General features: G+C 54.3%; 14 protein-coding genes. 5 read left to right on the forward strand and 9 right to left on the reverse strand.

From position 1 onward, the window contains the following. The first annotated feature begins 129 nt into the window (after nucleotides 1–129). Nucleotides 130–765, forward strand: a complete 636-nt coding sequence (locus DY250_RS05425; RefSeq protein ID WP_115611404.1) for a carbonic anhydrase — start codon at nucleotides 130–132, stop codon at nucleotides 763–765. Nucleotides 766–868: 103 nt separating this feature from the next. On the opposite strand, the gene DY250_RS05430 is transcribed toward DY250_RS05425, so the two are convergent. Further along, the gene (locus DY250_RS05430; protein WP_115611405.1) at nucleotides 869–1837 is read right to left on the reverse strand and encodes a LysR family transcriptional regulator; all 969 of its coding nucleotides are present in this window, start codon (nucleotides 1835–1837) and stop codon (nucleotides 869–871) included. 99 nt (nucleotides 1838–1936) lie between these two features. On the opposite strand from DY250_RS05430, the gene DY250_RS05435 reads away from it, so the two are divergent. From DY250_RS05435 to DY250_RS05445, 3 genes are all read left to right on the forward strand, one after another. Further along, nucleotides 1937–2443 carry a phenolic acid decarboxylase gene (locus DY250_RS05435; protein WP_115611406.1) on the forward strand — a complete coding sequence of 169 codons (507 nt, stop codon included), beginning with the start codon at nucleotides 1937–1939 and terminating at the stop codon, nucleotides 2441–2443. Nucleotides 2444–2463: 20 nt separating this feature from the next. Further along, entirely contained in the window at nucleotides 2464–4011 is a 1548-nt protein-coding gene (locus DY250_RS05440) for a tannase/feruloyl esterase family alpha/beta hydrolase (RefSeq protein WP_245951042.1), read from the forward strand. Nucleotides 4012–4106: 95 nt separating this feature from the next. After that, a complete protein-coding gene (locus tag DY250_RS05445; protein WP_115611408.1) occupies nucleotides 4107–4949 on the forward strand; it encodes a 23S rRNA (adenine(2030)-N(6))-methyltransferase RlmJ in 843 nt (280 codons plus the stop codon). 398 nt (nucleotides 4950–5347) lie between these two features. On the opposite strand, the gene DY250_RS05450 is transcribed toward DY250_RS05445, so the two are convergent. The 7 genes from DY250_RS05450 to DY250_RS05480 form a co-directional block, all read right to left on the reverse strand. Further along, on the reverse strand, nucleotides 5348–5635 hold the full coding sequence (locus tag DY250_RS05450) for a YkgJ family cysteine cluster protein (protein ID WP_115611409.1): 288 nt from the start codon (nucleotides 5633–5635) through the stop codon (nucleotides 5348–5350). A gap of 50 nt (nucleotides 5636–5685) precedes the next feature. After that, complete coding sequence (locus tag DY250_RS05455; RefSeq protein WP_115611410.1) at nucleotides 5686–6699, reverse strand: hypothetical protein; 1014 nt, start codon at nucleotides 6697–6699, stop codon at nucleotides 5686–5688. 10 nt (nucleotides 6700–6709) lie between these two features. Beyond that, nucleotides 6710–7786: a tellurite resistance TerB family protein gene (locus DY250_RS05460; RefSeq protein ID WP_115611411.1), complete on the reverse strand. Its 1077-nt coding sequence runs from the start codon at nucleotides 7784–7786 to the stop codon at nucleotides 6710–6712. An 87-nt stretch (nucleotides 7787–7873) separates the two neighbouring features. Further along, nucleotides 7874–8617: a hypothetical protein gene (locus DY250_RS05465; protein ID WP_115611412.1), complete on the reverse strand. Its 744-nt coding sequence runs from the start codon at nucleotides 8615–8617 to the stop codon at nucleotides 7874–7876. 11 nt (nucleotides 8618–8628) lie between these two features. After that, nucleotides 8629–10140: a hypothetical protein gene (locus DY250_RS05470; RefSeq protein ID WP_115611413.1), complete on the reverse strand. Its 1512-nt coding sequence runs from the start codon at nucleotides 10138–10140 to the stop codon at nucleotides 8629–8631. Nucleotides 10141–10152: 12 nt separating this feature from the next. Next, on the reverse strand, nucleotides 10153–10341 hold the full coding sequence (locus tag DY250_RS05475) for a hypothetical protein (protein WP_115611414.1): 189 nt from the start codon (nucleotides 10339–10341) through the stop codon (nucleotides 10153–10155). Nucleotides 10342–10352: 11 nt separating this feature from the next. Then, nucleotides 10353–11255 (reverse strand): helix-turn-helix transcriptional regulator, encoded by a 903-nt coding sequence (locus DY250_RS05480; protein WP_115611415.1) that lies wholly within the window; start codon nucleotides 11253–11255, stop codon nucleotides 10353–10355. Between the two features lie 171 nt (nucleotides 11256–11426). Between DY250_RS05480 and DY250_RS05485 the strand changes: the two genes are divergently transcribed. Further along, a complete protein-coding gene (locus DY250_RS05485; RefSeq protein WP_115611416.1) occupies nucleotides 11427–11813 on the forward strand; it encodes a helix-turn-helix domain-containing protein in 387 nt (128 codons plus the stop codon). On the opposite strand, the gene DY250_RS13955 is transcribed toward DY250_RS05485, so the two are convergent. Continuing rightward, complete coding sequence (locus DY250_RS13955) at nucleotides 11810–11977, reverse strand: hypothetical protein (RefSeq protein WP_172542222.1); 168 nt, start codon at nucleotides 11975–11977, stop codon at nucleotides 11810–11812. The genes DY250_RS05485 and DY250_RS13955 overlap by 4 nt on opposite strands. Nucleotides 11978–12036: the final 59 nt, after the last annotated feature.

Below are 12036 nucleotides of genomic sequence, written 5' to 3' on the forward strand. Positions count from 1 at the left end.
CCCGCTTGACGGGTCCAGTAACCATCCCACTTGGCGGGCCCAGTAGTCATCCCGCTTGGCGAGTCCAGCAACTATCCCGCTTGGCGGGCCCAGTAGCCATCCCGCTTGGCTGCCACCACCCAACAGACCATGAAAAAAGCCCACATCGAAGCCCTCCTGGAAAACAACAGCCGCTGGGCGGAAACCTTTGCCGCCGACAACCCCGGCATCTTCGACGCCCTCGCCGCCCAGCAAAACCCCGCCTACCTGTGGATCGGCTGCTCGGACAGCCGCATCCCCGCTAACCAGGTGATGGGGCTCCTGCCGGGCGAAGTCTTCGTGCACAGAAACGTCGGCAACATCGTCCACGCCATGGATCTCAACTGCCACAGCGTCATCCAGTTTGCCGTGGACGAACTGCAAGTGAGCGACATCATCGTCGGCGGCCACTACGACTGCGGCGCCATCAAAGCCGTCCTCAGCAAAAAAGACTACGGCATGATGAACAACTGGTTGAGCAGCATCAAAGACGTCTATAACAACAACCGCGCCAACTTCGCCCTTATCGACGAACAGGCCAAAAAAGACCGCCTGTGCGAACTGAACGTCATCGAACAAGTCAAAAACGTCTGCAAATCGGACGAAGTGCAACGCGCCTGGGCGCGCGGACAAAACTTGTGCGTGCACGGCCTGATCTACAGCGTGCACGACGGCCGCCTGCGCGACCTCAACTGCTCGGTGGACAGCAACGACGCACTGGAAGAAATCTACCGCCTGAAACTGTGAGTGCGGCGGCGCCGGGCGGTATCGTTGCCGTTCGAGCCGCCTTTTATCGTCGCTTCAAATAGGGCAGAGAAAGGCAGCGAGCCGAAGACAACCCGGTTCAGAACTATGGGGAATGACCATGACCGTCATCCTCGCCATCCAGCAGCCAATACGCCCTCTCACCAAAGACCTCGCTGAAATAGTCCAGCACGGCGCAGAGATTGCGTGACGGCTGACAGGTGCGGGGATAGACGGCGCCAACATAATGTTCATGGGGATCGGTCGCTACCTGCCGGCTACCGCAGGAGAGGGATATCAGTTCGCCACGGCGGATATATTCACCGAGAAGCCAGTCGGGAAACAGCACCAGTCCGGCACCATCCAGCGCTGCCCGCAGCAGCATTTCCACATTATCGGCGACAATCTTGCCGCGCAGGGGCGGGCTTGCCCAGTCACGGGCCGAATCCGTGCGGAAAAACCAGCGGTCCAGACCATTTTTTCCCCGATAAAGCAGGCAGTAATGCGCGCCCAGTTCATCCGGTGTCTGCGGTTTGCCGTGTGCCGCCAGATAGGATGGGGCGGCAGCAAGATAATGATGCTCGCGGGCAAAGGTACGCATCTTCAGCGCGGAATCGGGGCGGCTGCCAATGCAAAAGGCCAGATCAAGACGGTCGGCCTGAAAATCGGCCTGTTCATCACGTTGCAGCAGCTCTACGTTCAACTGCGGATAGCGACGCAGCAGCCCACTCAACCACGGCGCGATATGCCGTTGTCCGAAGACCAGCGGGGCATGAATGCGGATGGTGCCGGATGGCGTTTCGTGCAAATCGGCCAGCGCCTGCTGCGCCTCCCGCCAGTGTTGCAACATCGCCTCGGCGTACTCGGCAAAACGGTGTCCGGCTTCGGTAGGCAGAACGGCACGGGTGGTGCGGTAAAAGAGTGGGGTGCGCAGGACGGCTTCCAGTTGGCTGATGCAGCGGGTGATGACCGGCACGGACAGATTGTGTTGCCGCGCCGTGGCGGAAAAACTGTGCCAACGATACACATCGAGGAAGAAAGTCAGGGTGCGCAAATCGGGATTCTGCGGTTCCATTAGGCATCATTTTGTTAAAAGCTATTTAGCGATTATCGCATTTTTCCCTAAAAGCAGCGCCGCTATCATGCCCGCATCATCCAAACCAAGGAAAAATCCATGACGACTTTTGATAAACACGATTTGCGCGGCCTGCTCGGCAAACACCTGGTTTATACCTACGACAACGGCTGGAACTACGAAATCTACGTCAAAAACGCACAGACGCTTGATTACCGCATCCATAGCGGCATCGTCGGCAACCGCTGGGTCAAAGATCAGCGCGTCTATATCGCCAGGGTGGGCCGCGACAGCTACAAAATCTCCTGGACCGAGCCGACCGGCACGGATGTCAGCCTCATCGTCAACCTCGGCGACCGCCTTTTCCACGGCACCATTTTCTTTCCGTGCTGGGTAATAAACGACCCGCAGAAAACCGTCTGCTTCCAGAACGAACATATCCCGCAGATGGAAGCATACCGTGCTGCCGGCCCCGCCTACCCGACCGAAGTCATCGACGAATTTGCCACCATTACCTTCGTGCGTGACTGCGGGGAAAACGACGACAGCATCATCAACTGCGCCGCAAGTGAACTGCCCGCCAACTTCCCCGATAATCTGCGCTGATGCAAACCACAGGAGCCAGCATGAAGAAAACCCTTATCACCTTAAGCCTCACCGCCGTCGCGCTCACCGCCCAGGCCGACGAAAAAAACTGCCTCGCCCTGCAACAAACCACGCTGCCTGATACCGTCATCAATAGCGTCACCTGGTCAGACGGCGCCATCGCTGGCGATGATATGGCCGCCCTCACCGGCGGCTCTGCCGCTGCGCAAAAAGCGCCGCCGCATTGCGTTGTCAGCGGAGAAATCGGCGCGCGCACCGGTGCCGACGGCAAGCATTACGGCATCAAATTCCAACTGCGCCTGCCGGAAAACTGGAACCAGCGCTTCCTCTTCCAGGGTGGCGGTGGCGTGGACGGCTTCGTCGCCCCGGCGGTCGGCAACATCCCCGTGCGCAGTTCCACCGCCACCCCGGCGCTGATGCGCGGCTATGCCGTGGTCAGCATGGATGGCGGCCATCCTACGCCTACCCCTGATTTCGGCGCTGACCAGCAGGCGCGCCTCGACTTTGCCTATCAGGCGACCGGCAAAGTGACCACCGTCGCCAAAGCGCTTATCCGGCAGCACTACCAGCAAGCCCCCAAACACAGCACCTTCATGGGCTGCTCGAATGGCGGACGGGAAGCGCTGATTGCCGCGCAGCGCTATCCGCTGGAATTTGACGGCGTCATCGCCGCCAACCCCGGCTTCCGTCTCTCGCGTGCTGCCGTCGCCCAACAGTGGGACTACCAGCAGCTCATGAAAATCGCGCCGGCCAACGACAAAGGCGAAAAAATCCTCGCCAACGCGCTGACCCAAGAAGACCTCGACAAAGTCAGCGCCGCCGTCCTCAAACAATGCGACAGCAAAGACGGCCGCGCCGACGGCATCATCAACGCCTGGGAAAACTGCGACTTCCAGCCCGACAGCCTTGACCTGCCCCAAGCCAAAATTGCCGCGCTCAAAGCCGTGATGGACGGCGCGCGCGACAGCAAGGGCAACCCCATCTACAGCGGCTGGTACTACGACACGGGGCTGAACCAGCCCGACTGGCGCGCCTGGAAACTGGGCACCTCGCAAACAGGCAAAGCGGATGCGCGCAGCGTCACCCTCGGCGCAGGCTCGCTGCTGTGGTACTTCATGACCCCGGCCGTACCCGATTTCAATTTAGAAAAATTCGACTTCGACCGCGACCCGCTAAAAACCTACCAGACCGGCGCGCTCAACGACGCCATCAGCACCGACCTCAGCAGCTTCAAGGCGGGCGGCGGCAAACTCATCGTCGTTACCGGCGTTTCCGACCCCGTCTTCTCCGCCAAAGACCAGGTCGAGTGGTACAAAGCACTGCAACAGGACACTGCCGATGCGGCCAGCTTTAGCCGCCTGTTCATGGTGCCGGGCATGAACCACTGCGGCGGTGGCCAAGCCTATGACGATTTCGACCCGCTCACCGCGCTGGAAAACTGGCAAGAAAAAGGCGAAGCGCCGAAGCGGTTGCTGGCGCGCGGCAAAGCCTTCCCCAATCAGGAAATGCCGCTCTGCGCCTATCCGCAAGTGGCGACATATCAAGACGGCGGCTATCGTTGCCAGTAACCGCCCCGCACCACGAAGCCCCGCCCATGCGGGGCTTTTTGCCACCACGCCGCGCACGCGCGACAATGATGCGGACACTTTCTCCGGAACCCGCTATGCTCAGTTACCGCCACGCCTACCACGCCGGCAATCACGCCGACCTCCTGAAACACTACCTGCTCAGTCGCGTGCTTGCCTACTACAACGGCAAACAGAAGCCCTACGACTACATCGATACCCACGCCGGAGCGGGGCAATACGACCTCAGCGGCGATTACGCGCAGAAAAACCGCGAATACGATAGTGGCTTTACCCGTCTCCTTGCCGCTACCGATCTGCCCGCTGCGCTCGCCGCATGGCGGGATGAACTGCGTGCCCTGCTGCCGGCGGCGGACACCTATCCCGGCTCCGCCCTGATTGCCGCCAAAACCCTGCCACCGCCCGGCAAATTGCATCTCTACGAATTGCATCCCGCCGATTATCAGGCCTTGCAGGATAACCTGCGTCCGCTCCGCCTCGGCCGCTGCCTGCACGTCGCACAGAGTGACGGCTTTGCCGGCCTCATTGCCCGCCTGCCGCCGCCGAGCCGGCGAGCCGTCATCCTTATCGACCCGCCTTACGAACAAAAAAGCGACTACCAAACCGTCCTCGATACCCTCGCCGCCGCGCACAAGCGCTTCGCCGATGGCTGCTATCTCATCTGGTATCCCTGCATTGCCCGCGCTGAAAGCCGCCGCTTTCCCGCCGCCCTGCGCGCGCGCTTCCCGCACGATTACCTGCGCACCGAACTGCATGTCTGCCCCGCCCGTGACGATTACGGTATGCACGGCAGCGGCCTTTTCCTCATCAATCCGCCCTACACCTTGCCGGTGGAACTCGCCACCACGCTGCCTGCCCTGCAACGCCTCTGCGCGGCAGACGGCGACGGCAGTATTGTCCTCGAAGCGGATATTCGCTGAGGTTCGGCTGGGATTTCGTACACAATGAAAAGCAGGCGACGTCTGCCCGATTGGCTAAATTCGTCCTGCATTTGAGCCTTCCGCCCTTTGAGGCTGGAACCGCTCGCGTAGGGTGTAGTCGTTGCAAGCGGTGAAGATGTCGGCGGGCGGAGCGCTTGATTAGAATAGTGCCGCGACTTCGGTCGCGATTTTTATTTGATACCAATTCCAGAAAACAATCTGAGCCTCCCACGCCCGTTTGAGAAGAGCCACGGCCGGGGTTTGTTGTGTAAGCCGCTTCATGCGGCCTGTGAGGAGAACATACAAAGGCAGGGGGGAGGGCATTCGCCCGCAGGCACACCACCTTTAGCAAGAAAAAGACTCTTTGCTACGAGTGCGAGATGGGCAGACACCTATGCTCAAGATTGCGGATTACCTTCTTCCTGAAACTTGCGACACATCGCCAGATTGAGTTCGACAAATTCGTCCCACGCTATTTGGTGGGAAAGATAACGACGGTAATACGCTTCCACGCGGCACACCAGCGGGCGTTCTTCGTAGATGGTGCACAGGTTGGTTGTTTCATCGAAATGGCGGCAGACACCATCGCCGCGATCAAGGAAGGCGGTTTGCGGGCTCAAGCCGACGCGGCGGCAGCATTGGCCGCAGCTATTGCAGGGGAAGGGGGTCAATATGTTGTGGGTCATAGTGGAAAGTTATCTGCCCGCTTGAAGCGGGCAGATATAAGGTTTGTAGTTTATTTTTGCGGTAAGGCATCAATAAAGCCGCTTTGTACGCATTGCTCGATTTGTGTCAAATTGCTAGTGGCATCGCCCATCAGATTGCCTTCTTCATCCAGTATCGGGGTATCAATGATGGCTTTAATGACCTGCATGATTTTGACGTTTTTCATTACGGACAGTTTGCCCTCCTGATTGTACTGCGCATAATCCAAGCCTTGTTCTTCTATGACCGATTTGAGGGTTTTCAGATTACGGCGGGCATGGGTGCGCAGGGTGGAGAGGATACCCGATGCGGTTTTAGCGACAGCGGTAATGCCATCCAGCATGGTTACGACCACGTCCATATCCGTAGCATATTTCAGTGCTTGTTCTTTATTGCTGCGGGCATTATTCAGATTGGCTTCTGCTTTGGAACCCATATACCAACCGGCAACCAGTAGAGCGGGGCCGGCGACAAGAGCTTGCAGTGCCATGACCCCACCGGCAACGCCCATTCCGCCGGATGCTATTGTGCCGCCACCAAGCCATGCCAGCGTGGCATTGGTGGCTGCTGCGCCGCTCAGTGTGCTGATGGCGGTGCCGGTGCCGGCGGCAGCAAAAAGCATGGTGCCGTTATAAGCGCCAAAGGCGACCAATGCCCCGCTGACTGCGCTGCCGCCAACACCCAAGCCTGCACTAACTACCATCGATACGCTGGCTGCCATTTCTTTCAGGTCGGTATTGAAATTGCGTGGCACCAAATTACCAAGACCGCTGTCGCGGGCAAAATCCACATTTTTGATTTGGTTGAAAGTTTGCAGGAAATCCTGCACGTTGTTTTCCAGCGTTTTGGCTTTGTGTTGCCCCAATTCTTCCAGTGCGGTACGGCAAGCCTCACGCGAATCTTTTACGCACTTCTCTGCCGATTGCATGATGTCTTTTGCGCTGGCATTAATATCACCCGCTTTATTGTTATCCATGATTGCTTTGCCGCCCTTGTACAAACCGACAGCACCGGCCGCAAGACCTACAATTAATGGGATAGCCATGATTTTCTCCTTATTCGCTAATAAGATTGCTAATTTCCTGATTGGCGCGGTGCAGGCGTGTTATCGCTTCCTGCAATTCGTCAACCGTTTCCGTATCACTGCCGATTGCGACAGCAATTCTTTGAATAACTGCCAGTTCCTCTTCGCCAACCTGATTGTCGGCAAGGGCTACTTGCAGTAATCCCAAAATGAAAACCCGTTGTTCTTTTATGCCAAATGGTGCCAAGGCATAGGCGGAGAAATTCAATATTTCAATGGCAAGATTGAATACCACAGATTTCAGTTCAGACATTTCCAGTAAAGAACTGATAATTTCACTTTTATCAAGATTAAATAACTTTCCTCCCTGCATGATGTTTTGCATCATTTTTTGCTGGATTTCGGGGGCATCATAATATATAACCAGCGGGATAAGGCTTGTGCTGGTAAGTGAGAATCCCAACCCAGTAAATCTGCTTTCCTTGCCTTTTTCAATGCCATCAATAAGCACTCCCGCTCCTTGAGCCAATAATAAGTAACATAAGTTTTCAGCAACTTCTTCCTTAAAGCCAGCATGGGTTAGTTTCTTTATGATATTTTCTATATATTCATTATCCCCTTCAACTAGCTTTATTAGTTTGTTACATAGGTAAACTAGTTTTTCAGAAGATGCTTTATTTCTTATCTCATTTATACTGTCTATAAATTGCTCTACAGCAATTATAGTGTCTTTATTATTATTCTCTTGATTTTTAAGCTCTTTTAATTTTTCATCAGTTATTTCTGTTATTGGAAAAATATTACCATCATTTACTACTGAAACAGAACTATCACCTTCTATGTATTCAGCATCGTAAGATAGTATTCTTTTTAAGATAGAGAAATAATCGTTACTCCATCCTTCTTCAAGTTTTTGCATTTCTTCTGTAAAGAAGTCTAATATCTTAAATTTATCCTCGTCAATGCAGGTAGAGTATGGCTTTACAGCATCTATTTTCGTGATTTTATTTGCAACAGGTTTGTTGTTTTTTTCCCGCATGGCGACCAAACAGGCGCATTGCAGAAAAAATGCTTTGTGGATGGGGGATGACAGTTCATGTAGGTACATGGTTAACTCCTTGGATAGAAAAAGGTTTGTTAAAAAGTAATGACGGATGTAAATCCTATCATGCTGTGAAGAGTAAGCAAGTCATGTTTATTCGTAAATCAGTTCTGATAAATCATGCTCTGCTTTGTGCAAACTGGCAGATGCTTCTTGAAACTCTTTGACAGTTTCTGCATCTAATCCTATAGATTCCGCTATTCTACATAATAATTTATGCTGAGAATCTTTATAGCCTTTGGTTTTGGTTCCTATATTTATTAGTTCGTAGATAAATATCTTCTTTGTTCTTGAGTCGAATGATTGAATGACATCTCTTTTGTTTTTGATAATATAGCTTAAGGCATTTGAAAAAATTATTTCATCAGTAGTGTTTTTATATTTACTGTATAATCTCGTCATTGTTCCAATTATGCTGCTAAAAACTGCCATAGCACCATCTTTATCTGCATTTCTATTGTAATATTTGTCTAATGTTCTTTTGAAAATAAGGCTGAGCGTGTCATGATTACAATGAGAATCTGTGTTAAGGTCAGTGTAGAATTTCAGGTTATCAGAATATTTAACGTATTTATTTTCTATTGTCTTCTCGCAAAACGATGGCAGGGAAATGAATTTGTTTGGTTCATTTTTCTGCATTTCCTGAGCAGATTCCTGCAATACGTTTTTATCCAATTCGCTAAGGTTATATGCGTAGGGCTCAATAATGTCTTCTCTCTTTTCTTCTTCTTTTGTCAGTAATTCTTTCTGACCATCACCCTCCCGCATCAGGAGGAGGGTGGCGCATTCCAGAAAGAAGACTTTTTCCAGCAAGCCGGATATTTCGTGCAGATACATGGAGTTAGTCCTTAAATAATCAGTGGTTTGTCGGAAAGCATGGCGGCATCAAGTTCCGCCATGTTGTTGATGGTGAGCCGTTTGCCCAGCATAGCGGCAAAGCGGTTCATGCCGGCGCAGTAGTCGTCGGCACTGATGTCCGGATCGTCCAGCGTGGCGAACAGGGCGCGGCTTTCGTGATCCAGTTGGGTCAGTTTTTCGTCAAACAGGCGGCAGAGCTCCTGTTGGTAGGCACGTGCCAGCATCCGCGCCGCTTCGCATTGCATGGTGACGATGGCGAGGCGTTCGGCGGAGAGTTTTTTCTCTTTCAGCACGTCAAAGAAGCTTTGGTAGAAGGTGTTGGTGAGGGCGTAGCCGATCATGCCGCCAATCATGCTACCGAGTACCGGTACGGGGATGGCGACCTGGCCGATGACGGTGAACATGGAGGCGGAGAGCATGCCGCTGGTGCTGACGCCAATTTCGTGCAGCATGGCTTCGGCATCGATTTCGCCACTGGCAAAGCGGGTGATGCTTTTACCGGTGCTGAGGCAGGCGGATACGATCATGGCGGGCAGGCCGGTGCGGCTGAGTTCGCGCATGATAGTGCCGGAGGATTGTTGCATCAGGGTCTTGACGGCGCTGCCGCTGAACGCCGAGGCGTAGCCAACCCCGGCGGCAGCCAGGGTGTCTTTGCCGGTATCGAGCACGGCTTCGCCAAAGGTTTTGTCGCCGCTGTACATGGCGACGAGGTTGCCGACGAGCGAGATGCTGCCGCCGATGGCGGCGCCCAGTTTGGCGCCGGCGATGCCTGCGTCGTGGCTGACGGCGGCGATGTCTTTGGCGGTTTCCCAGCGGGGGCGCAGGCGATAGGCGATGGCTTCATCGGTGGTCATGCCGGAGTCGCTGATTTTTTGTTCGAGGCGTTCGTAGTTGCGGGCTTCTGTTTGTTTCTGCAAGGCAATGTCCGTTTTGCCCTGTTTCATAGTGCTTTCGGCTTCTTCGCGCAGTTTTTTTGCCTGTTTACGGCAAATCTCTTTCATGTTTTCGACTTGTTCGGTCGGGACTTCCAGTTTGTCGGCCTGCATATAGCGTGACAGGTCGGTTTTCCCGCCTCCTTTGCCACAGGCGATTTTTTTCAGTAGTGCTTTCTGATTGGTGACGAATTTCATCTGCGAGGTGATTTCTTCTCCCTCCATGAGTTCGACGATGTCCACAACGGGATGGTTTTTGCCGTAGCGGGCGATGTCTTCGCTGCGGCTGAAGCGGGCTGTGCCGCCTTCTTTTATGGCCTGTGCGTTGCGTTTCGAGACGCTCGCGATTTCGGCGGAGTAGCCCGCTTGTTGTTTGATGTTGCGCTCTATGTAGTCCGGATGGAGTTTGTGGCGGCTGATGTCCAGCAGGCTGCGGTCAAAGGTTTGTCCGGTTTCGTAATCAATGCCGCGCAGTCCTTTCAGAAATTCCGTGCCGGCGGCACCGTGGCGGCTGACGGTTTCATAGAGTCCTGCGCCAATGCTGATGTTGCTGTCTATGGTGTTTTTCATGGTGTGTCCTTGTCAGTGTTGTTCCAGTTTGTTGATTTGTGTCTGCGTCATGCCGTCCTGATAGCCTTTGCGGTAGGCGGCTTCGATTTTTTCTTGCCAGTAGTGCTGTTGTTCGAGTTGGCGGTGTTTGCGCTCGCCGCTGTTGCGGAGGATGCCGTAGGCGACGAGGATGAGCAGCGATAGTCCGATGAATGGGCCCATGTGGTCTCCTTTCAGTTATTTTCCAAATAGTGTTTGAGGCGGGCGAGCATTTTGTCCTGTATGTCAGCCGGGCTGATGATGCTGAGGTGCGGTATCCAGTACTGGACGATGGGTACGACTTCCATTTCGTTGACGTTTTTGCAGGCGAGCAGCAAGCCGCCGTCGTCAAGTTTGCGGATGAGTTCCTGGTTGGGCAGTAGGCTGCGGCGCAGGAAGTAGGGCGCGGCGTGTGCGTTGATGCGGATGATGATTTCCGCAAGCTGGTTGCCGTAGTAGATGCTGTCGCTGTTGTCGATTTTCGCCAGTAGGGTTTCGTCCGGGGTGAAGGTTTCGGCTTTTTCGTTGATGGCGCGGATTTGGCTGAAGCAGAAGGTGCGCTCGCCGCCGTCGTCCGCCGAGAGGCCGACTAGGTACCAGATGCCGTTTTTGTTGAGCAAGCGGTAGGGGTCGAGGCGGTAGTATTTGCCGTCTTCCTGCCCCGCTTTGGTGTAGTGGAATTCGATGCGGCGGTGCTGTTCGATGGCTTGTTGCAGGCGATCAAAGTCGCGCTGGCGCGGTTTGATGTCTTCGTATTGGAAGCCTTTGACCTGGATGCTGCGGATGAGTTGTTCCTGGTAAAAACGCTGGTCGATTTTCGGGAACATGTCCTGCACGCTGGAAAAGCGCGCGAAGCGTTCAATGTCGGCTTGGCAGAGGTGGCCGAGTCTGGCTTTGTCCAGGCGGTAGTAACCGGGGCCTTTTTCGAGGAATTTGTCCTCAAGGAAGGCAAGGCGTTCGGCAATGTCACGCTGGATGGTGCGCGGGGTGACGGCGTAGGTTTCCGCCAGTTCGCTGACCGAGATGCGTTCACCTGCGTTTAGCCGTTCGAGGATGCCGCCCAAGCGGTAGACCAGGCGCTCGTTTTTGTTTTTCATGGGTTATGTTGGATGGTTTGTAGTTGGGACGGATTATAGGAAGCCGGTTTGCGCGGTTGTGTCGCGTGTACGCTTTTTTGTGTTTCTTGTCGCAGGTGGTCAGTCACGGGAAATATTACAGAGTCTTATTCTGTGTAACAAGAATTTAACTCTCTTTTGGTGTGCGGATAGATGCCGGATATTCGCGCGCTGGAGGTGTTTATGGATGTGGATGCGAAACGTCGGTTGCAACAGGCCATCGGCAGGGCGATTGCCAGGCAGCGCAAGGCCGCCGGGTTGACGCAGGCGGATGTGGCAGAGCGGCTGGATTTGAGTAATGACGCGGTATCCCGTCTGGAACGCGGCAATATTGTGCCGTCGGCGCTGCGGCTTTTTGAGTTGGCTGAGGTTTTTGGCTGCGAGGTTGCGGATTTGATCAATGACAGCAGTCCGCACAGCCGTGATCAGGCGCTGCGGCTGCAAGGGCTGTTAACGCGGCTGGATGCGCCACAGCGGCAGTTGCTATTGCAGGCAGTTGAGTTGCTGGTGGAAATGTCGGCAGGTGAGGTGCTTGATTAAAATGTTGCCGCAACTTTGCTTGCGGTTTTTTGTGCCAGTAGCGGCGGCTTTTGCAGGAGGTTTTTATGGGTAACGGTTTGGCGGGAAGGGCAGGGTGAGACGGATTTTTCGGTCACTCTGGCATCCGGCAAGCGGTAAAGCGGCATCTCCACAGAAATCCACATAAAAATCCCCGTTTAAGCGGTGTTAATCCACCCATTCCGGCGGAAAAAGGGCCTATAAT

Source organism: Cardiobacterium valvarum, from assembly GCF_900460955.1.
Lineage (GTDB): Bacteria > Pseudomonadota > Gammaproteobacteria > Cardiobacteriales > Cardiobacteriaceae > Cardiobacterium > Cardiobacterium valvarum.